This window comes from Mucilaginibacter celer, assembly GCF_003576455.2.
In the GTDB taxonomy this organism is placed as follows: domain Bacteria; phylum Bacteroidota; class Bacteroidia; order Sphingobacteriales; family Sphingobacteriaceae; genus Mucilaginibacter; species Mucilaginibacter celer.
This window is the reverse complement of the sequence record NZ_CP032869.1, coordinates 2,056,553-2,077,954: the sequence shown is the minus strand read 5'-3', so window position 1 is coordinate 2,077,954 and position 21,402 is coordinate 2,056,553. Positions and strand designations below refer to the sequence as shown.

Below are 21,402 nucleotides of genomic sequence, written 5' to 3'. Positions count from 1 at the left end.
GATAAAATAAGACAAAATGGGAACCATCAGGGATCTACAAAATAAATTAAAGAGTTTCAGAGAGGAAATCGAATCGCTGCAAGGCGATACGATGAATCTGACTATAGTTCCCGACGCAAAGGGTATGATAGACCGGCAATGCCCCAACGAGCGTTGCCATGAATTGTTCAAAGTAAACCAGGATGATTGGAGAAACATCGTCAGGGATGAAGAATGTTTCTGCCCGTCCTGCAGAAACAATTCTCCGGCGAAAAATTATTTGCCCGCGGGGCAAAGGTCGGCCTTCATAGAAGATCTTCGCCGGTCCATCATGGATAACTGGAACTACGGCCATGCCATTTTAGGCAATCTTAAAACGCTGAATTCCATGGCTGAATTTGAGGTGGACATACAATGTGAAAAATGTGACGTCCGGTTTTCAGTAATCGGCGCGGCCTATTTCTGCCCGTCCTGCGGTTACAGTTCAGTGTTGCGAAATGCTTATGAAGCGATACAAAAAACCATCCTCACCGCTTCGAGGACCGATGCCATCCGTACTTCATTAGAATTGTCTTTATCCAAAACGGAGGCCGCTATCCTGGTGAAAACCATTCTCGAACAAGCCGTATCAGCATGTATTGGAACTCTTCAGGCATTCAGCGAAATCAGGTACAATATGATTTCTGCTGTACCGGCACCTTTCAACGCTTTCCAAAATCCAGACCGCGCCGATAAACTATGGATGGCTTTGAAGCAACAAAGCTACGAGAGTTGGTTGACACCAAGCGAGCGCCAGACATTGCTGTTGTTTACGCAAAGAAGGCATTTGCTGGAGCATAAAGGCGGTATAGTTGATGCCAAGTATCTGAACGCTACCGGTGATCAAGATTACAAGATTGGCGATAAGCTCGTAATCAGCGAAAAAGACATCATTGATTTAGGCACGGTTATTCAAAAGGTTATCGATTCAATTAATCAGTTATAAGGAATATATGCAAACGGGATCAGTTGACCATAATAACTCTGATGGCATGGAAATGGGTGATGCGAAAGCAATCGGGCATTTTATCAAAAGCTTCGATCAAACTGAGTTGCTGGCGATTTCAGCTGCCTTGCAGTTAGAGGTTCAGAATCACGGAAAAAACACCCGGCTTGAAGAGTTTACCGACGAAATTATCAGGACCGGAGAAACCAACGGGCAACAAACAACTTACAAAGAGATCCAAAAGTTCTTTCAGGAACACCTTTTATTTGACTACATGGAAGATCCTACTGTAAGTTATTTCGTCGAAAATGTTGTTTTTTTCGGAGGTAATTATCGGGTACTACCGGGCATCAATACTGATTCGACTGAAAACCTGAACAACTTGCTTGAAGGTATCTTTATGACAAAGAACGACCTTTCCGTGAACTACAAAGAGAAAGTCCGGCAGGCTGCCCACTTATTGCTGATAATAAGTGAGGCCATGGTCAATACAACCAGCCTGCCCAGGTATAGCATTGAAGAAATTGAAGATGATACGATCCATGTGCCGCAACTTGAAAAGTTTAATGCCCTGATCGGTACTATACGTTTTAATAAAAAATGGCTCGGAAAATTATATGCTGAGTTTGAGATCGACGAAGAAACCATCACACATTTTCTGATCACAAAAACTGCGCTTGGCGAACAGCATGACCCGTTTGAGTCGGCTCTTTATTCCAAACCTTTTTTCGATGGTGATGACGAGATTATATGCCTGATACCGGCTACTATCACGAAAGCTATAGCGGATTATATTAAGACATTGGCAAAAGAAATGGATCAGACCGATGAGCTATCTGCCGCATTTTTTAAAAGACAATGGAAAAGGTTTTACCAGTATGCAGATGAAATGGGTTGGGCGCTCACCGATATTAAACCTCCTGCCGGAGAGGACGAAGATAAATTTATTGAAGGAGTCTTTCAGATTGACCTGGATAAATTCGCCTATGTCCAGTTACTCAAAGGGGAGATAGATCCATCTCCTGAAAAAATATTGGCACAGATGAAACCGCATGCTAAAATCGGGGCTTTAACAGACCCATATACGGCCAGGTACGAACAGGTCTCTTCATACCTGAATGCCATGGATGAGAGCCGGCGGATGAAAGTACTGACCCTTTTTATCGGTGCCGGTATCGGCGGAACAATGTATTTCGTTTGGCCGAAGCCCAATGGAGATAATCAAACATTGTTTTTTTCATTCGCCGACTTTGAAAAGATCGTCTTTGAGGGACAACTCGAACCCCTGAGTTTGTGGAAATATGCTAAGGCGGTCGGTCGCGCAGGGAAAACTACCAGATTTGGGCCTGGTAATTCTTCATTGGACAACTATGTTTATTATCAGCAAAACGGAGGCTCTTTATTACCCCGTGACGAAACGCCCGGCTATATGACGATGATGGGTGTTGGCACTGATTACCAGCGACAGATGGTTGCTTTTCGGGATGAACACGCTGCCCGGCTGTATAGAGGTCGTATGCCAAGCGATATCCCCGTAAAGCGGAACAGGGATTATGCCCCTATTTATACTATGCAGGATTATACCCCACAAAACATTCTCCTGATTGAAAGCTATGGAATACCGATCTGGATCATGAATACAGATGCTAAAAGCCGGTTACAAAAGATTGAGATCTCTTTGTACACTGAAGCCGTCGCGTTCTGGCTCTACAAAATGACCAGCCATTTAAAATTCTGCATCAGTTCTCTGCCGAACTTACCGGCCGAAGTGTATTTAGATATCGACCGAATGGTATTTGAAGACCATGATCCGAAAAATTGGTTAGAAAAGCGGCCAGTGCCAGTGCTGATGGAAATGTATGTTGAAGGACAGCGAATAACGATCGAGATCCCATTGGGACTTGGGCCCGCATTAGCAGATGAGGAAAATAACGATGCTGAACGTGCGATTATGGGGACTGTTCTTAAGGGATTCAATATATTATTAAAAAAACATAAAAAAGCTTCAATAACAGAAGATCAAATTGAGCATACCATACGTGAAGTTATGTCGCCCGGTCACGCGAAGATGATCCTTGTTACTAATAGTGATGACAATCCATTCCTGGACAATCGCGGGCTTTCTTTTGAACGCCATATCAATGACGCAGATAAAGCGCTGATAGACGATTACCTTGTGCCCAACCTTGATTTGGAAACGCCCGTACCCGAAAATATTACCGACACGAGAGAAAAAAACTCGCTATGCATGAAAATTGTTAATTCGCTGATAGCCCGCATCAGTAAACTACTTACCGATTTGGATGCTCCTGTGCTACTAAAGCACCTGGTCCTATTGAATGAACACTTGTTGCATGAAGCTGCATCAAACGATCTGCGTCTACCGCATCAGATCGCATGTTACAGCGATTTTCCGACGGCAGTAAAGGACCTTTATAAAAAGAACAGTGAAATTGTGCCAACGGCGTTAGCTGTAAGAGGACTTATCGAATTTATAGCAGCTGCTCCTACCGACGGAAAAAGAACAGTAGATCTTGATACGATGGATGAACTGATTGCTTTAATGTCAGAGACTATTCATTGGGCAAACGTTGCAGATTGCATCGCCCTGGAGCTGAATGACCCTGGGATGGGTCTGTTGCCCTCTGGCAGGATGGGTATGTCTTATGAGTTTTTTCGTGATTACCTTCAACCGTTCAGCCTATCCAAAACTGAACGCGAAGTTTATCATATGATGCAACAGTATGGTAATGATGGAGTTGACGAACATGACCATCAAAACGAACCGGCAAGGTCTTTATACAATGATCCGTTAACCGACAACGCATTTCTTGAAGAATGGGGAATCTCCTTAAGCAATATTTTGCTGATACAGGCAGTTTTAAGACGCATTGGCATGGGCGTTGGATCGTCATTTATGGTCATGAATGAAGAGCAGTTGATAACCGCAATCCAAAACGAACTTATTAATAAAATGCCGGACTCGGAGTTGAAGACCGGATTGACATTGCTTAGCCTGCAAAAACGTCCGGCATTAGGTAAAGCCCCCAAAGTGGATATTTCGGAAGGCTTGACTAGGCTATTCCGTGCGCTTTGGAGTACCGGGTTGTGTAAGCAATTAAGAAGATTGCAATTAATAATCAACAAACTAGTATGGTCAAAATATAATAAAGCTACGCACCCAAATCCTTTCCAACCCGAATGGAGCAGATGTGCGGCAAAAAGGCCAAGTGTTATACTTACGAAAAGGAAGGTTAATAATAAAAGCACAACAACAACCAAATCGGTGATTATTTCGGCAATGATGCCGCTTGCTTTATGTACCCCTTCATATTTTAATAACTTGAATTTTGTTTCGAGGTAATGCTCAACCTGTTTAATGATAGTTTCAGATGTAGTCGTTTTCTCCATTTGCGAACTTTATAGTTGATTGTTACGGCGTTTTTATTTCTTCTTGCAAACCCAGCTAAATATTAATGTATCGATAACAGCCGCTGTCACCGCCTTTTTTATTGCACTACTTCTGTTAAATTTCCATTCCATAGCCAAGCCGTGTACTTTGATAGGATTTGGGAATTGGCCTCAATATCCGAGGCAAATAATTGTAACCGGTATAAATCTGATGAGTTAAGAGTATTGGGATTTTCATAAGGCATTTTACTTATGAGCCCAATTACAATGCCATTTATTTTAAATTAAATAAATTAAATATAAATTAATTAAAACAATAGAAGTATAAATATGTAGAACGCTTTGAAATTAGTGAACGTTGTATAATTGCCACCTTAATAAGCCTTTATCAGTTCAATGAGTTTAACCGTTGCGCCACCTAACTTTGGTTGCACAGCCTTTAATCTACACGATACAGTTTTCGCTTTGAGTTTTACAAGATTATCTGACTATAGTGGCCCGGCTGTTCGGACAAAGCAAATGCTCACTATTTTATATTGATTGATTAGCAGATTGCACATCAAAAAAAAAATTAATAATTCGGTAGCAGCCCATGGCGCACAGCAAATACAATAAGGGCCAAAGAGTTTTGGGCTGCCGGTCTTGTCGATCAGCGATTGGCGGTGGCCTTCTACCGTTCGTTTACTGGTAAACAGACGGCTTGCCACTTCTTCGCTGGTGTAACCGGCCGCCATAAGTTGTAATACCTCCATCTCGCGTTCAGAAAACTCGATATTACCAATATTCCCTGCAGTCAGATTGCCAGGTGACATGATGCGTCCGATAATTTTTTGAGCATGGCCTGAACATAAATACGGCAATTGCCGGGCCGCTTGCCTTACCGCGAAAATGAGTTCTTCCGCGTCGGCAGTTTTAAAAATATAACTTTTAATGCCCGCCTGGAAGGCTTGTTGTATATAGCTTTCCTCTTCGTGCATAGTTAAAAAAATCATCTGCACCAGGGGATATTTTTCGTTAATAACTTTCGCCATTTCCAATCCCCGCATTACGGGCATATTTAAATCCGTAAGCAACACATCTGCCTCCAGCCCCGCATCCAGAAGGTTTAATACGTCCCTTCCGTTTTTACTTTCGCCAACAATTAAAAAATCCTTCTCTTGCTCCAGCAGTTGCCGGAGGCCGCGCCGAACTACATGATGATCATCAGCGATAAGGATTTTTATCATAGGTTAAATAATAATATTGAAAGTTTGTTATCACAATTATATAAGCACTATTGCACGATTTAAGAATATCAGCATAGCTGGTGTATTTCAAAACACCCTGCATTCATAAAAGTTTGAAAATTAAAAAGATATCACAGCGATGCTACCTCTTCGATATCGTTGCTGATGTATTTTTAGGGCTATCGCCAGACTTTTGAACTACTTTTAATAAAGTGATTTGTGATATTAAATTGGGGTTATCATTCCAATTAAATTCACTTAAATAAATATTTCCGTTAGTAATATCTTCAACAAGATCAAGCGGATTGGCAAAACCTGCCATCCCGTGCAGGCCGTAGTTACCCGAGCCGCCCGCCGACTTCACAATATCGTAGATTTGATCTTTATTAAGATCATGCAAAGGTACTTTTGATAAAGCACCAGGTTCTAAAACCATAATATCGCCTCCCCCGCTAAATCTGCATACCAATAGCTTCCCCTTTAAAGCGCCGTTAAATGTGTTACTCTTATATTCAATAACGCCATTTGGCGACTTGTTAAAGCCGAAATCGAAGGCCGGCTTCCGGTAATTGATATCTGTTTTAACAGATTGGCTATACATCGGGTTATCCGTATAGCCCCTGTTAATAACATACTCGCCCCGTAAAGGATTTGGATGCCCGTAGTAGCCCACGTTCCGGGCCGGGTTTATCCTGAATAACCAATCGCGCTGTACGGGAACATTTTGAGTGGATACCACGGTTGGTCCGTTATAAAAAGTGCCATCAGGCCGTCGGGTTCCGTTTACTGAAGCGGGTGAGTTCCCTCCCCCGCCCGATCCGTTGGCAGGTACGTATAACTGACCGTTACTATGCCAAACCATATCATATCCATTACGAATGCCAGAGGCATATATAGTTAAAGGCGAATTAACGCTGTACGGATTGTATGATCCGTCGGCCATGGTAAGTATGGTTGCAGGGGCTGTGTTGATTAGCCTTTGTTTGCTGGTGGTTTTCACATCAAGAGGCAGCTTAATATTAGTCAATTTTGCAACATCCAGCCTAAGGATGGCACCTGCCAGTAGTGTCTCTTCCCGTTGCCATCCCTTATCAAAGTTACCTGCAGAGCTATTGCTTCCCTGCGAAATGTACAAGGCGCCATCCGGCCCGAAGACTAAGCTATTTACCATATGATCGCGGGTGGAACGGGGCAGGTTGATTATTACCTGTTCTTCATTTTCAAGCTCAGGGCCGCTTAACCTCGAAATTTTACCATCAAACATCGGCGCTTCACTCAACCCGGAAGATGAGTATGATACCCACGCCACCAGGTTTTGAGCTGTTGATGCTTTATCGAAAGTTAAACCTATCGCAGTTGATTCGCCCCGTTTTTTAATAAGCGTATTGATAATCTTTAACCCGCTCAACATACCACTGGTGTGGTCAACGTTAAAACGCTCTATCTCCCCATTAATTTTAAGCGCGTAAAGCTTTGCATCCGGGCCAAATAACAATGAGGTATACTTTTTATTTTGAGTGCCGGGCATCGCTATTTTAGTAAATGACGCGTTTATTATATTGCCCGAATCAATAGCGGCACCTCCGGTTGAAAAAGAGCATTCATAAGGAAAAAATGATGCCCCCGAATATGATTTTACGCCGCCTGTTACTATAAATTTATAATTGGAGTTGGCTTCTAATGGCCTGGCCGGCGAAAAACTGATAGCATCGCCGCCGCCGGTACCCTGTACCACTCCGGGTACATTTTCTTCCCGGTTATAGGTAACCTTAAAAAGCCTGACCGTTTTACCGGTAATTGTGGTGTTGTTTGTACCCCCCTTCATCCCAGGTACTGCCGGTACGAAAATATTATTTGCAGCAATATTTATAATGCTTGCCGCGCAACTGCCATTTATGAGATTTGATGAGATAATATAGGGCTTACCATCATTCACAATCCTTAGTTGTACGTTGACAGTGAAAGCCGTAAATCCAGGCGAGGACGCGGTGATGTCCGCATAGTAAATGCCCTCATCCAACTTTTTTGCTTCGGAATAATCTAAAGTATAAACGGAATCGCCACCGACACCAGCCGGCGTAAATGACATCCAATTTTTGGCAGAGCCGGTGTACACCGCCGTTAGTGTATATTTTGTTTTGATATTTTCCGAATTATGCATACCTATAGAAAAGCTGCTGCTGTTAACACCATTTTTCTTAAAAAGCAAACTCTGTTTTTCAGGCACCATATATACATATGGTAACAGGTTAACGGGTTCAATCTGAATATAGCATATTTTAGTATTTATTCCTCCGCCGGCATCAACAGTTAAATAGCCATCATTAACATTAACCGTTACTTCGGATGATTTGAACCGGCCGGGGCTTCGCAGTTTACCCATCGGCGTAAAATCTGAAATTGCCCGTACCCCTTCAATGTTAATACAATCAACTTCGTCGGCTTTGTTAACAGCGCCATCGCCAACTGCAACCATTACTTTGTATACGCCATTTAACACTTTTAATTCCCAGTAGCCTTCGGCTTTTACCCCGTTAAACCTGCCGTATCGCAAACTGCTTATATCGTTGGCCTGCATATGAATAAATGTGGACAGCAAAACATCTTCCGGTTCGGGCCGCGCACGGCCATTTCCTTCCAGGCTCATCGGTTTTCCGGTTTCTTTACTTTTCCAGCCGTACATCAATTCCGCTCCCTGGTACGAGCCCGCATGGCTGGAAAAGGGTTCGCCAATATCCGCAAACCATCCCGAAGGTACCTGGGTACTACCATCCTGAAAGTTTATTTTAATTGATGCCGCATCTGGAACCGATGCTAAAGTAAAAACCCGGTTAAGAATAGCAACATTTTTATTAACAGGATGCGCTATCTGCACAATTCGTTCACTGAAAAATACAAAGAGCAAGGCAGTTGTTAAAAACAAAAGGAACAATAAACACCTCCTTATAAATCTATTAGTTCCATTCATGTAGACAAATTAAATTCCAAATATGATCACGCTTCCGCTTCCGGCCCATTTACATATTAATATCACACTGATACTAACAATAATAACTGTTTGAGGCTTATATTTCAGAAAGGACGAAGATTTGATCATTTTATGAGAAAATGTGTGAAAATGTGTGAAATCTGAACATATTTTGACTGTAAGCCTGCCGCTTCCGGTAGTCGTTACGGGCCACTAATACGCCTTTCATTTTGGGTAAACCAGCCACCTGTAATAAGCGTGAAATTTATTAACTATACAAAACCAGGCTATTTAAGCAACGCCTGCTTCTTCATATGTTCTTCAAAAATCAAGCTTAACTTGCGTTGGTTAAAACAACTCCTGTCTGATAGCTAATAATAAGCTGCACTAACAGGCATATGCAATACCTGTTTAATTATATTAATATTCCTAAAAATGGTAACCTGCGAAACCCTTTTAACGTATAACTAACTTTTATTGGCGCAAACCCTAATACGCCGCGAGGAAAACTACCATAATACTACGATTAAGCCGATGACTGGACGACAAAGAAAACGGATTGTAAATATTATCAGATGCCGTAACAACTTAAAAATGTTGAAGCTTATCCGTTTTGAAAAGGAAAAGATAGATGAGATACAACGGCTGGTAAAAACATCAACTGATCTTGAACTGATCAATTATGTAGAGGGCGAAATTAAAGTTGCCGATGGGTTTAACAAATACCAGGCCATCAAAATTGAACTCGAAGATCTGATGTCGTTAATTGATCAGGCACGTATTGGTATAGAAGATTATCATAAACAGCTCGATGTTTTATTAACCAAACTTAATACAAGCAGTCTGAATAGAAAACAACTTTAATTAAACTTAGGGGTCAATAACATTTGGGTCAGGATCTTTACTACTTCGCCGGGCTTAATTTGTTTCATGCAAATGTTATCATCGCACTCCAGCTTGCCGCATCCGGTACCCCAGTCACAGCTAACTGTTTTTTTTATAAGCGTTACCTGAGATTTGTAAACACTAAACGGGCTCCATACCTGGCTGTTTACCGTTCCGCTAAATAAAACCACTACTCTCCGCCCCAGTAATGCGGCAATGTGAGTAAAACCCGAATCGAGGCCTAAAAACAGCGAGCTTCGTTTTACGATATATACAGACTCTGTTATTGAATACCGGCCAACACATGATATTACATTGGGGATAGTTTTCAGTAAGGCATGTTCCTGTACGGTAATATCCTGGCTTGTGCCAAGCACGTAAACCGGTATAATGAAAGATATATCGCGTATGGTTTTGATAAAATTAGCCATCGGCCACTTCCGGGCCTGTGCGCCTGTACCCAAATGCACAACAATAAATTCCGGCGGAAAAACTTCATCGACTGCCACGTATGGCATGGAATCACTTACCCAATGCTTAGCAAAATCAGGCAAAGGTATTTTAAGGTAGTTAAAAAGCGGGTTGAATAAAGTTGTGATGTGCGCACCATGATTGTATTGAAATACAAGATCTAACAACGGCCCTCCCCCTCCCACATTATAACCTGCAAATAAGCGATGCCGGGTGAAGATTTTAATAAAGAATATATTACGCAGATCGCCCCGGATATCAAATATCAGGTGAGTGGAGACCTTTCTCAATTGCCTTATAAAATCGAGGTATGAGACCGTTTTACCTCTCGCAAAATACGGCGCATCGGCCACAGTTACATGATCTATAAAATCAAGCTGCCGGGCTATAGCGAGATTTTGACTGTTTACCAATAAATTAACCTTATAATTAGAAACACTTTTGAGTGCTTTAATGGCAGGCAGCATCAGGAACAGATCGCCGATGTGGGCAAGCTGTACTATGGTTATTTCCTGAATCGGGCATTGAGGTAACGCTTTTAACCTTCGCCTAAAAAAAAATGCCAGGATCCTATCTATCAACTTTATTTTATTGATAGCCTTTGAAGAAGTGCCCGGATAAAACCGGTATTTTACTTGTTCCATACCGCTTTATAAAATGATAGTTGATTTACCGCACTATACATGCTGCTTATTTCTGATCTTATCGATAAGTAAGGTTGACGAATGCCCTTCGATAAATTGTATAAGCTTCACCTCGCCGCCATATGCCAGCACCTCTTTGCAGCCAACAATATCTTCTACCCTGTAATCGGCCCCTTTTACCAAAATATCCGGTTTTACCTGGGTAATAAGCGATAGTGGATCATCATTATCAAATACAACCACCAGGTCGACATAAAATAATGAAGCCAGTAATGCAGCCCTTGATTGTTGATCGTTAATTGGCCGTTCCGGTCCTTTGATTCTTTTTACAGACAGATCTGAATTTATGCCTACAATCAATCTATCCCCTAAGCGGGCGGCCGCGGCCAAATAGCTAAGATGCCCCCGGTGTACAAGGTCGAACACACCATTGGTAAATACGATTTTGCTTTTGGCACTGCGCCAAAAATTAATCTGTTCGGGTAAAGATAGCACATCACCGATTTTATCAGCGAGTGTTAAATCAAGACTGTCCATAGTTAAACATCAAAAAGATTATCAACGGCTTTGCAAAGAATATGACCAATCAGAATATGCATTTCCTGGATCCTCGCGGTTATATCAGACGGAACTACGATGTTGAGATCGCAGAAATCGTTCATTTTACCGCCATCGCGGCCCGACAGGCCGAGCGTGCGGCAATTGATATTACGTGCAGATTCGAGCGCATTCAAAATACCTTTGCTATTGCCGCTGGTAGAGATCCCCACAAAAAGATCTCCCGGTTTAGCAAAAGCCTTCAGCTGGCGTGAAAATACCTGGTCGTAACCATAATCATTCGCTATCGCGGTTATTGCAGAGGTGTCGGTAGTAAGCGCCAGTCCGGGCAATGGTTGCCGCTCTATTACAAACCTGCCGGTAAGCTCGGCGGCAATGTGTTGGGCATCAGCAGCGCTGCCGCCGTTACCGGCTAAAAATATGCGGCCGCCATTCTTTATTGTTGTTGTAAAAAGTTCGCATCCCGCTTCAATATCGGCAACAATGGTGCTTACCAGTTTTTGTACAGTACGCAGGTGTGCATCAAGTTCTTCAGAGACCATGCAGTTTAATTTTTAAAGTGATAAATAATGAAGGAATTGCGAATTTTAAGCAATAGCGATTTTGCGTTCACCTGCAGCCAGGTGGCTTAAAATTTCTTCGATTGTGGTGGTAGCGCTGCCTAAATGTTTTATAACAATAGCCGCCGCATGGTTTGCCAACGTACATGCATCAGCAAGCGGCAAATTCAACGCTAAAAAATAGGCCATTGTGGCTAATACAGTGTCGCCGGCTCCTGTTACATCAAACACCTCGGTGGCTTCTACGGGCAATGCAATGTGGCTATCCCGGCTTAATACTACCATGCCCTGCTCGGATAATGTTACCACCAGGTTATCAGCATCAGTTTGTTTAAATATAACATCTGCTGCAATGCGGAGTTGATCGATAGTATTGATATGATCAACTTTTGCCGCTTCGGCCAGTTCCTTACGGTTGGGTTTGATAACCGACGCGCCTTTATATTTGGTAAAATCAGCGCCCTTAGGATCCACAAGCACCTTTTTTCCGGCCTGCCTGGCAGCCTTTATAAATCGTTGCGTTAATACTGACGAGAAAACGCCCTTGTTATAATCAGAAAAGATAATAACATCTGCAAAATCGATAAAACGCATTACCTTATTGTAAAGCGATTTTTCAATGGCGCCTGACAGGGAGTTTGTCACCTCTTTATCAAGCCTTAGCATTTGGTGATTACCTACCAGCACTCGGCTTTTAACGGTTGTGGCGCGGCTATTATCTTTGATGATGGAATGGTTACCCCCTCCTTCTTCTAACAATAAGTCCATTAGCTTTGCGCCCATATCATCGCAGCCCGTTATTCCGGCCACATGTACGTTTGCGCCAAGGGCTACGAGATTTTTCAATACGTTTCCGGCACCGCCCAGGGTTGTAGATTCATTGCTGATATTAACCACCGGCACCGGGGCCTCGGGCGATAACCGACTTGCCGTACCATATATATAATGATCAATCATCAGATCACCTATAAGCAAAATATTAGGTTTCACACCTGTCTTGCACAGGTACTGCACTTTATCTGTTAACATAATTTGAGTTTTGTAATGAATTAATAAGCGTTTTCTTCGCCCTTGAAAATATTGATGATGGTCATGTAAATGATTTTAAAATCAAGCCACATCGACCAATGCTCCAGATACCATACATCATGTACAATCCTTTTTTGCATCAGTTCAGCTTCTTTTGTTTCACCGCGAAAACCATTCACCTGTGCCCAGCCGGTAATTCCCGATTTAAGGAAATGCCGCACCATATACTGGTTAATAAACTGGCTGTATTCCTTGGTCATGTTTAGGGGATGCGGCCGTGGGCCGATCACGCTCATGTCGCCCAAAAAAACATTTAAAAACTGGGGTAATTCGTCAAGACTTGTTTTGCGTAAAAAGGCACCGATTTTGGTTATACGGTCATCATCTTTGGTAGCCTGCCTGTCGGTATCATTGTTAACCTTCATACTCCTGAACTTGTAACAAACAAAATTCGTATTGTCTTTACCGGTTCTTAACTGCTTAAACAGTACCGGCCCGCGGCTTTGCAATTTGATGAGAATAGCGATTAAAGGATAAAGCCAGCTAAGTATGAATACAATTACCAGTGAACTGAAAACAACATCAAATAACCTTTTCTTAAACCTGTTCTCAATCTCATCCAAAGGCTCATTACGGTGACTGAGTACAGCAAAATCACCAAGATAAGTTAATTGTAACGCGCCCGAAAAAGATGTTGACATATCGGGCACCAGCTTTAGCCGCAAACAATGCTTATCCGCTTCGCGCTGGAGGCGGTCAAATTCATTTATCCTGTTGGGGGAAAGGGATACATAAACATCCTTAATACCTTTAGCCGAGGCCGACGAGATCTGGTCAGTAACAGCGGGCAATATATTGCCCGAACTGTCGAGAAACGAGTTGTTTTCACTATCTAAAAAGCCCTCAAAATTAAAATGCGAGTCGCTGTTCTGAAAAAAGCCGGCGAGCCTTAACCCCATCGAATTTAAACCGATAACGGCAACAGGCCTTGCAATTTTAAAATGCTTTTTAAGGCTTTTTTCAAATGTAGAACCGACCAGGCGGCTCAGGATAAGGCCCGAAAACATGGTGAGATAAAAGCCTAATAACAAACCAACTGAAAGATGATGAGCCGACAGGAATACATACGAAAAGAAAAGCAATGTATACAAAGCGAAGCTTTTAATGGTTACCCGGTAAATATCTTCTGTTTTGTGCATGGCCTTGCCGGTATACAAACCGAAGGCGAGCGCGGCCAGTAACCACAGGTAATTTGCAACCATTTGCGTACTTGCATCGCCGATACTTTTGGGGTACAAAATGTAGTTTAAAATAAAAAAACTTAAATTAAGTACTACAATATCGGTAACCGACATGATAAAATAAATAACGTATAGGTATCGTGTTTTCATAAATGGTGGAATTATTTTAATAATAATGCAATTTTAGAGCGCCAGATACTATGCGTACTCAGCTGCATTTAACCTTTATGATAAATTTACGTAGCCGGATTGATGAATGAACTGCTTAAACCGGGCTTGGTACTTTATTGTGTAATAACGGAAGCCCATTTTACACAAAATGCACAATTAAACGGTTTGTTGTTTAAACTCATTGACAACCTGCCGGCCGATGCTGTTGTAATAAAAACCGTGTTCTTCCATTTTTTGCAGATCATATAAATTACGCCCGTCAAAAATGACTTTGTCTTTCATGTTTAATTTGATCGTATCAAAATCGGGGTTTCTGAATGCGCTCCACTCGGTTAAAATGAGTAAAGCGTCGGTACCAACTAACGCCTCGTACAAATCATTGGCATACAGAATACTATCCGCCAACTGACTTTTAACATTATTTATCGCTTCCGGATCATAAGCAACAACTACAGCGCCGGCTTTTAACAATTCGTCGATGATATACAAAGCCGGAGCTTCGCGGATATCGTCTGTTTCGGGTTTGAAAGCCAGGCCCCATAAGGCGAACCTTTTTCCTTCGAGGTTGCCGTTATAGTATTTTTTTAATTTTTCGACCAGTATTTTCTTTTGGATTTCGTTTACGCTCATTACGGAGTTGAGGATCCTGAAATCATAATTATTTTCGTCGGCCGCCTTAGCCAATGCCTGTACATCTTTTGGAAAACAGCTTCCGCCGTAGCCTATCCCCGGAAAAAGAAACCGCTTACCTATACGCTCATCCGATCCAACACCAAGCCGTACCATATCCACGTCGGCTCCAACCAGTTCGCACAGATTTGCTATTTCATTCATAAAAGAGATTTTGGTGGCCAAAAATGAATTGGCAGCATACTTTGTCAGCTCGGCCGACCGTTCGTCCATAAAAATAATAGGGTTACCTTGCCTAACATAAGGTGAATAGAGATCAGCCATGAGCTTGCGGGCGCGTTGGTCTGTGGTACCTACAACAACGCGGTCGGGTTTCATGAAATCTTCAACTGCTACACCCTCACGCAAAAACTCGGGGTTAGATACTACGGCAACCTCCACATCTGTATACTTTTCAAAAACCGCTTTTACTTTATCGGCAGTACCAACAGGCACGGTAGATTTTGTTACAATCACCTTGTACGAACTGATGAGGCAGGCAATGTCCTTAGCGGCACCCAACACGTAGCTCAGATCGGCGGAGCCATCACCGCCCGGAGGGGTTGGCAGCGCTAAAAAAATAATGCTGGCATTTTGGATAGCCCCCGCCAGATCGGTGGTAAATAATAACCGTTCATTGTTGATATTGCGGTGAAACAGCTGCTCCAGCCCGGGTTCGTAAATTGGCAGCTTACCCTGCTGCATCATTTTTACTTTTTGCTCGTTAATGTCAACACAGGTTACATGATTACCTGTTTCTGAAAGGCACGTGCCTGTAACAAGGCCTACATAGCCGGTTCCGATAATTGCAATTTCCATAAGATTTTAGTGATTTATATTATTAGGTGAATAAAAATTCGTTTAGCTCCTGCGCGCGCTGCGGCCAATGCTTACCATGAATTTTTCGCGGGCAGTAATTACAGAGAGGTAGTACCTGATATAAAAAACAAATACCATTTGCATAATGTGCATGCCTTTTCCTTTTGTCGCTATCAGTTTGATACTGCGTACCGGAGGCCTCAGATCGTACACCAATCTCAGCATTGGCTTCAGCTTATCACCGGGCGGAGGCGTATCAAGGCCGGCCTGTCCGCCGCCAACCCGTTTTGCTTTCTTTATCAGTTCGGCCATGGTGTGCCGCGCCGGGTGATTAACTACCACATCATCGGCATATTTTATTTTAAAACCAGCATCACGCGCCCTTACAGACCATTCATAGTCACCTCCCGACATCAGATCCTCCTTAAATAAACCAACCGTATCAAACGCCAACCTGTAGCTGAACATATTACCTGTTACACTTGTACCATCCTGGTTAACATACAGGTCCTGGTTAAAGGCGTAAACTTTTTCATATAATTCGGCACCGGTAAGTTTTTTTGAATGGTAGTATAAATTGATCCGGCCTGCCAGTCTTGTACATTCAATATCTGCTTCCAGAAACCTTACCGCGTTTGCTATCCATTCCCGCTCGGGGATACAATCCGAATCCGTAAATGCTAAAATCTCTCCTGTTGATAGGGCTATACCTGTATTACGCGCGGCATACGACCCAGGCTTACCCTCTGTGATCACTTTACAATTTGAGGGCAAAAAATAATTTGCCGGAACTTTATCGGCAGTGTAATTATTAACGATAATAATTTCAAAAAAAGCCTGGTTGTAGCTTTGCTCGTTAAGTGCACTTATACATAAAGCTAATCGGTTCCAGTCTTTATAAGTGGGTATAATTACTGATATAAATTTGTTGCTCATTATTGACAGGGGATAAATGATTTGGATTTTATAGCCGCGACAAGCGCTTCAGCAGCGATCTGCTTTTCTGTTTAAATTTGCTGAGCCAGTTTACCTTGGGAGCGTGCCGCATGATGACATCCGTTACATCATCCGGGATAAATGGATACATTCTCATGGCTTCGGCGTAGATATAATTATCTATTGCTTGCGAAAGCATGGGCGTAAGCCTGTTGCAGGCAATTAAATACTGCTTAATACTGGTTCTCAAATCAATGCGCCTGTTAAAAATACCTGCGAGTTTTTTACTATCCGTGCTTTTGGATACAGAATCTCCTGAAAAATATATTATGGTATTGAAGGCTTTATCCGCAGCTATCTTCGCTCCGTTTTTCAATAACCTGAAAAGCAGGTGATACTCCTGCGATGAGGTTTGAGATTCGTCCCAGCCGCTTACTTTTAGTAATGTGTTCCTGCGCCAAAGATTGGAACTGGTAATACCGAGATTGGATGAGATCAACCCGCGCCATACATTGTTATCTGTATGTCGCCATATCTCTTTGATATTGCCATTTGTATTGTACCTGAGCAAGCTTCCACCAATTACAACATCTGCCTGTTTTTTTAACGCTATAGTAAATTGCTGGAGAAGTTTATCGGGAAGTAATTCATCGTCCGCATCCAGAAACTGGATCCATTCGCCGCGTGCTATATTTAATCCGGCGTTTCGGGCAGCAGGTGCGCCCGGCTTTAGCTCATTGCAAATGAAAACTTTATCAGGGTATTTCATTTCATAGCCTTCTAATAATTGCCAGGTGCCATCGGTCGAGTTGTTGTTCACCAGTATCAATTCTGTATCGTGATAGCTTTGGCTTAATACACTTTGAACAGCCCTAGGCAGGCAATCCTCAGAATTATAACAGGGGATTATAACAGATATCATATTAGCGGTTATGTTGACGGTTTAAAAGGGTTTGAACAAGTGATTTTAACATGTTGCCTATCATGAGGTAAATAACAGCGCAATAAATAAGACTGATAGTGATACCTGTTATAATATAGTTAACACCTAACGTATTGAATACGATAGCAACAGTAAGCGATAATGCCGATGCCGCGAGCGGCGGTTTGATCTCATTAAAAAACTCGCTGATAGTGATCTTTACCGGGATGAGGTATTTGAAAGTATATTGCGCTACAATAACTACAATTACTTTATTGAGCAGGATTGCCCAGGCCGCGCCGGCTATGCCATAAAAATAGATCCCTACGGCCAATGATGGTAAAAATATTGCAGCCTTTAATATCTGCTGCTTCATTTCAAGGCCCGGTTTACCTAACCCCCGTATCAACGAGGTATTACCGCTTACCAGAATGTGGAACATTACGCTTACTGATAGTATTTGCAGCGGCATAACTGTACCCTGCCATTTTGTTCCAAATACGCTTACCACAAAGGGGCCACCCTCCGCAACAAAAAATATCATCACAGGAAAAACAAACAGGCAGTTAAATAAAACCACTTTTAAATAATAACGCTTCAGGGATACGATATCGTCCTGCTTTTTGCCGTAGATGGGGTACATTACATTATTAATGACGGCCATCAGCCTCCCTCTAAAGGTATCTGTAAGTACAAATGCCAGGGTATAAACACCCAAAGGGGTAGCACCGAGCAGTTTGCCTATTAAAAGATAATCGAGGTTATTGTACAGGTAGTTTAAAATATTCGATCCGGTTGTATAAGCGCCAAAACCAAAAACATCTTTAAAAGCCTGCTTCTGGAAAATAAACATCGGTTTCCAGCCGGTGGCTTTAAAAAACATAGGCATCTCAAAAAAAACATTGCCTACCACATTAAAAACCAGGGCCCATACGCCCGCGCCTCTAAAAGCCATGATCACCGCGATAATGCCAACCGTTATGTTGGATGTATTATCGATAAAAGCCAGTTTTTTAAAGTTCATCTGCCTTGTAAGCTGGGCCCGGTGTACCAGGTTTACCGGGCTGAATAGTATGCCTATGCTTAAAACGGGAATAATGGATTGCAAAACCGGTTTGTTGTAAAACCAGCTTGCCAGCGGTGCTATCCCGAAACTCATAATAAGGTAGAGTACTATAGACCATGCTACACCTGTCCAAAATGCGGTATGATAATGTGCTTTGCTTAGCTGGGTATCTTTGCGTTGCACAAGTGCCGCCCCGATACCAAGATCATTCAACACCTGTACAAAACCGGTAAATACGGTAGCCATCCCAACAACTCCAAACTCCGACGGGAACAGCAATTTGGCCAATACAAGTTTTAGTATAAAATTGAACGATTGATTTATGACGAGTTGAATAAGGTTCCAGAAGATACCAGAGGCTACAAGCTTTTTATCTGTGCTTTCCGGCGTTCGGGTAACTATGTTATCCATAGGTTTCAGTTAATTAAAGTTTTTGATTTTTATTTCAATACCGGGGGTTATTGCCGGTTCAGAAACCGGTATTTGAGCAGGGAGTAACCGCCTGTAAAGTTTTAAGTGATTATCGATATATGCTGTTGATGAAAACTTTTCGGCCTGTTTACGGCAGCTTTGCTTTTTTATAGCTATTTGAGCTTCGTTATCAATAATTTGGGTAATAAGATTTGATAGATTACCGTGCTTTGGCGTGAACATCCACGATGTGGCCGGATTATAAAGCTCTTTTAAACCTCCCGTATCAGCCTGGCAAACCGGCACGGAGTAAGACAGCGACTCGATAACCGTACGGCCAAAAGGCTCGTTCCATAGCGCCGGTACAATCAGGATATCAATGGCGGGGTAAAAATCCTGAGGTTTTACAACGTTCAAAAACACATGCTCTATGCCTTCAAGTTTGATCTTTAGCTCATCAATAAAGTCAGATTCTCCCTTCCCGGCAAAAAGTACTTTGATCCGGGATCGATGGTAATCGCCGAGGCTGGCAAGTTCACCGGCAAGGTAGGCTACGCCTTTATCGTCCGCTATTCGCCCGATATAACCTAAACAAATTTTACCTTCTGCATGATCTGCCCTGTTTGGTTGTGCGGGCAGGGTTACACCGTTGTAGATGAGAGAGGAGTTTTGGTGTTGTTTAAACGCAGGTTTATGCCTGTCAAGTATAAAATTACTTATCCCTATAAAATGATCAGGCAGCGTTATAAACCTGCTTTTTAAGCTATGCGTTATTTTGCATGGAGCGCATAGCTTTTTACAATTGCCGCCGTTATACAAGCTACACTTATGGCAAAGCAGATAATAATCGCGTGTGGTATGTATTAAGGGTATCTTGTAATTTTTTATTGCTACCCATATAAAAGGCGAAAAGCCCTGTATAGTATTGGTATGCACAACATCCGGCTTTATTTTACCAAGCAACCTGCTAATGGTTAAATGATAAAAAACATTACAGGAATCTACCAGGTGCCATAACACCTTTAATGCAGGGTGTCGGTTGCGGGTGCCTGCAATTGAAAAGACATTTCTTTGCTTTAGGCTAACAACTACTACCCCGCTAACGCGATATACTTTATTCGCGTTCCCGGTAACTAAAACGTAAACTTTGTTCCCGGCCTTTACAAGGCCTTCCGCAAGCATTTGCACCGATATTTCAGCCCCTCCAACAAATGACGGATAGTAAAAGCTGCTGATCAATAAGATGGTCACGCTATAACTTTTAGTTTGGGAACGTTAGGTTGCGCTACCTCAGTTATTCCTTTACGCTCTAAATATTTACCTATTACAAAAGATCTTATCTTTTCAATAAAACCCTGTTCGTCAAATGATTCGGCATGCCTGCGTATAAAATCCGGGTCAAATTCAAGCTTTTCGAAGGTTGCAATCGCCTGTTTTAGATCCTGTTTGGTTTGGTGGTCAAAAAAAACAGCGGTTGCTTTTGATGCCTTGCCGGTGTATGGGATCATTGTGTCAAGCACCCCGCCCTTACCGTATGCAATTACCGGTCGGCCAGAGGCATTCGCTTCAAGGGGAGTAATTCCATAGTCTTCCAGCTGTGGAAATATAAAGGCTATACAGTTGGCATACAAGCGTGCCAGATCCCCTGCTCCCAAGCCGCTTAAAAACGTTATATTTTTGCCTGCAATAAGTTTCAGCTGTTTCATCCTTGAGCCCTTCCCAACAATCACCAGCTTTTTATCGGGCATATCGTTAAAGGCTTCAATAACCAGGTCAACATGTTTGTAAGTTTCAAACCGGGATACAACCAGGTAATAATCGCCAACGGTTGAGGCAACATAAAAGTTTCCGCATTTTACCGGCGGGTTAATTATCGCAATTTTATTTTTAGGCTGATAAGCAGCCTCGATGCGCCCTACTACTTCCCTGGCATTGGTAATAAACCAGTCTGAGCGCTGGGCATACTTTTTATCGATATCTTTTAAAATGCTTATTACTTTTGACAATGCCAGCTTTTTAATGAGCCCGGCAGATTGCACATACTCATAAGAATCCGCGCTCCAAACCAACCTGAATGGATTATGGCAATAAGTAATTACAAGCGCGCCAGGAGATACTTTAATATATTTGGCACAATGGGTTGTTGATTGTAAAATAACCTCGTACTCCGTTAAATCCATTTGCTGCATAGCCGAGACACCCAGCGGGAAATAGTACCGTTTCATAGCGGCTTCCGATTTTACAAACCGGCCAAACCAGCTAACCCTTACATCGATATTTCGAAATTCCGGATAGGTGTTTCCAGCGTCATAGGCAAGCGTATAAATTGGCACTTCCGGAAACGCGCGGCAAAAACTTAGCGCAACTTGTTCCGCGCCGCCTTTGCGTACAAGGTCATCATGTACAATAGCTATTTTCATAAGGTAAGTATTTAAATTTAAAAGAGAGAGA

Annotated in this window: 16 protein-coding genes; 3 read left to right on the top strand and 13 right to left on the bottom strand. The window is 42.4% G+C overall.

The features are described 5' to 3' along the window. The first annotated feature begins 16 nt into the window (after window positions 1-16). Together HYN43_RS08175 and HYN43_RS08170 are read left to right on the top strand one after the other, a co-directional pair. Window positions 17-964, top strand: a complete 948-nt coding sequence (locus tag HYN43_RS08175) for a hypothetical protein (RefSeq protein ID WP_162996379.1) — start codon at window positions 17-19, stop codon at window positions 962-964. A gap of 7 nt (window positions 965-971) precedes the next feature. Beyond that, window positions 972-4,328 carry a hypothetical protein gene (locus HYN43_RS08170; protein ID WP_119408973.1) on the top strand — a complete coding sequence of 1,119 codons (3,357 nt, stop codon included), beginning with the start codon at window positions 972-974 and terminating at the stop codon, window positions 4,326-4,328. Between the two features lie 535 nt (window positions 4,329-4,863). On the opposite strand, the gene HYN43_RS08165 is transcribed toward HYN43_RS08170, so the two are convergent. Beyond that, the gene (locus HYN43_RS08165) at window positions 4,864-5,601 is read right to left on the bottom strand and encodes a response regulator transcription factor (RefSeq protein ID WP_119408972.1); all 738 of its coding nucleotides are present in this window, start codon (window positions 5,599-5,601) and stop codon (window positions 4,864-4,866) included. 142 nt (window positions 5,602-5,743) lie between these two features. Beyond that, window positions 5,744-8,476: a PQQ-dependent sugar dehydrogenase gene (locus HYN43_RS08160; RefSeq protein WP_162996378.1), complete on the bottom strand. Its 2,733-nt coding sequence runs from the start codon at window positions 8,474-8,476 to the stop codon at window positions 5,744-5,746. Between the two features lie 687 nt (window positions 8,477-9,163). Between HYN43_RS08160 and HYN43_RS08155 the strand changes: the two genes are divergently transcribed. After that, window positions 9,164-9,433: a hypothetical protein gene (locus HYN43_RS08155; protein WP_119408970.1), complete on the top strand. Its 270-nt coding sequence runs from the start codon at window positions 9,164-9,166 to the stop codon at window positions 9,431-9,433. Here the strand turns inward: HYN43_RS08155 and HYN43_RS08150 are convergent. The 11 genes from HYN43_RS08150 to HYN43_RS08100 all read right to left on the bottom strand — a co-directional run bounded on the left by HYN43_RS08150 (window position 9,430) and on the right by HYN43_RS08100 (window position 21,371). After that, entirely contained in the window at window positions 9,430-10,569 is a 1,140-nt protein-coding gene (locus HYN43_RS08150) for a glycosyltransferase family 9 protein (protein WP_119408969.1), read from the bottom strand. The two genes, HYN43_RS08155 and HYN43_RS08150, sit on opposite strands and share 4 nt — an antisense overlap. 33 nt (window positions 10,570-10,602) lie before the next feature. Continuing rightward, window positions 10,603-11,106 (bottom strand): D-glycero-beta-D-manno-heptose 1-phosphate adenylyltransferase, encoded by a 504-nt coding sequence (gene rfaE2 / locus HYN43_RS08145; RefSeq protein WP_119408968.1) that lies wholly within the window; start codon window positions 11,104-11,106, stop codon window positions 10,603-10,605. 2 nt (window positions 11,107-11,108) lie between these two features. Continuing rightward, window positions 11,109-11,669 carry a D-sedoheptulose 7-phosphate isomerase gene (locus tag HYN43_RS08140; RefSeq protein ID WP_119408967.1) on the bottom strand — a complete coding sequence of 187 codons (561 nt, stop codon included), beginning with the start codon at window positions 11,667-11,669 and terminating at the stop codon, window positions 11,109-11,111. Window positions 11,670-11,714: 45 nt separating this feature from the next. Continuing rightward, window positions 11,715-12,716: a D-glycero-beta-D-manno-heptose-7-phosphate kinase gene (gene rfaE1 / locus HYN43_RS08135; RefSeq protein WP_119408966.1), complete on the bottom strand. Its 1,002-nt coding sequence runs from the start codon at window positions 12,714-12,716 to the stop codon at window positions 11,715-11,717. Window positions 12,717-12,736: 20 nt separating this feature from the next. Then, window positions 12,737-14,107: an undecaprenyl-phosphate glucose phosphotransferase gene (locus HYN43_RS08130; protein WP_119408965.1), complete on the bottom strand. Its 1,371-nt coding sequence runs from the start codon at window positions 14,105-14,107 to the stop codon at window positions 12,737-12,739. Between the two features lie 177 nt (window positions 14,108-14,284). Continuing rightward, on the bottom strand, window positions 14,285-15,616 hold the full coding sequence (locus HYN43_RS08125; protein ID WP_119408964.1) for a UDP-glucose dehydrogenase family protein: 1,332 nt from the start codon (window positions 15,614-15,616) through the stop codon (window positions 14,285-14,287). 42 nt (window positions 15,617-15,658) lie between these two features. After that, window positions 15,659-16,552 carry a glycosyltransferase family 2 protein gene (locus tag HYN43_RS08120; protein WP_119408963.1) on the bottom strand — a complete coding sequence of 298 codons (894 nt, stop codon included), beginning with the start codon at window positions 16,550-16,552 and terminating at the stop codon, window positions 15,659-15,661. Between the two features lie 28 nt (window positions 16,553-16,580). Next, window positions 16,581-17,474 (bottom strand): glycosyltransferase family 2 protein, encoded by an 894-nt coding sequence (locus HYN43_RS08115; protein ID WP_119408962.1) that lies wholly within the window; start codon window positions 17,472-17,474, stop codon window positions 16,581-16,583. Window position 17,475: 1 nt separating this feature from the next. Next, on the bottom strand, window positions 17,476-18,951 hold the full coding sequence (locus HYN43_RS08110) for a lipopolysaccharide biosynthesis protein (RefSeq protein WP_119408961.1): 1,476 nt from the start codon (window positions 18,949-18,951) through the stop codon (window positions 17,476-17,478). Window positions 18,952-18,960: 9 nt separating this feature from the next. Next, window positions 18,961-20,202 carry a glycosyltransferase family 4 protein gene (locus HYN43_RS08105; RefSeq protein ID WP_119408960.1) on the bottom strand — a complete coding sequence of 414 codons (1,242 nt, stop codon included), beginning with the start codon at window positions 20,200-20,202 and terminating at the stop codon, window positions 18,961-18,963. After that, complete coding sequence (locus HYN43_RS08100) at window positions 20,199-21,371, bottom strand: glycosyltransferase (protein WP_205589900.1); 1,173 nt, start codon at window positions 21,369-21,371, stop codon at window positions 20,199-20,201. Before HYN43_RS08100 ends, HYN43_RS08105 begins: the two co-directional genes overlap by 4 nt. Between the last annotated feature and the right edge of the window lie 31 nt (window positions 21,372-21,402).

Excerpts from the sequence above, each read along its gene's own strand:
- HYN43_RS08175 (WP_162996379.1), top strand. The coding sequence starts at position 17 with ATGGGAACCATCAGGGATCTACAAAATAAATTAAAGAGTTTCAGAGAG.
- HYN43_RS08170 (WP_119408973.1), top strand. The coding sequence starts at position 972 with ATGCAAACGGGATCAGTTGACCATAATAACTCTGATGGCATGGAAATG.
- HYN43_RS08165 (WP_119408972.1), bottom strand. The coding sequence starts at position 5,601 with ATGATAAAAATCCTTATCGCTGATGATCATCATGTAGTTCGGCGCGGC.
- HYN43_RS08155 (WP_119408970.1), top strand. The coding sequence starts at position 9,164 with ATGTTGAAGCTTATCCGTTTTGAAAAGGAAAAGATAGATGAGATACAA.
- HYN43_RS08150 (WP_119408969.1), bottom strand. The coding sequence starts at position 10,569 with ATGGAACAAGTAAAATACCGGTTTTATCCGGGCACTTCTTCAAAGGCT.
- rfaE2 (WP_119408968.1), bottom strand. The coding sequence starts at position 11,106 with ATGGACAGTCTTGATTTAACACTCGCTGATAAAATCGGTGATGTGCTA.
- HYN43_RS08140 (WP_119408967.1), bottom strand. The coding sequence starts at position 11,669 with ATGGTCTCTGAAGAACTTGATGCACACCTGCGTACTGTACAAAAACTG.
- rfaE1 (WP_119408966.1), bottom strand. The coding sequence starts at position 12,716 with ATGTTAACAGATAAAGTGCAGTACCTGTGCAAGACAGGTGTGAAACCT.
- HYN43_RS08130 (WP_119408965.1), bottom strand. The coding sequence starts at position 14,107 with ATGAAAACACGATACCTATACGTTATTTATTTTATCATGTCGGTTACC.
- HYN43_RS08125 (WP_119408964.1), bottom strand. The coding sequence starts at position 15,616 with ATGGAAATTGCAATTATCGGAACCGGCTATGTAGGCCTTGTTACAGGC.
- HYN43_RS08120 (WP_119408963.1), bottom strand. The coding sequence starts at position 16,552 with ATGAGCAACAAATTTATATCAGTAATTATACCCACTTATAAAGACTGG.
- HYN43_RS08115 (WP_119408962.1), bottom strand. The coding sequence starts at position 17,474 with ATGATATCTGTTATAATCCCCTGTTATAATTCTGAGGATTGCCTGCCT.
- HYN43_RS08110 (WP_119408961.1), bottom strand. The coding sequence starts at position 18,951 with ATGGATAACATAGTTACCCGAACGCCGGAAAGCACAGATAAAAAGCTT.
- HYN43_RS08100 (WP_205589900.1), bottom strand. The coding sequence starts at position 21,371 with ATGAAAATAGCTATTGTACATGATGACCTTGTACGCAAAGGCGGCGCG.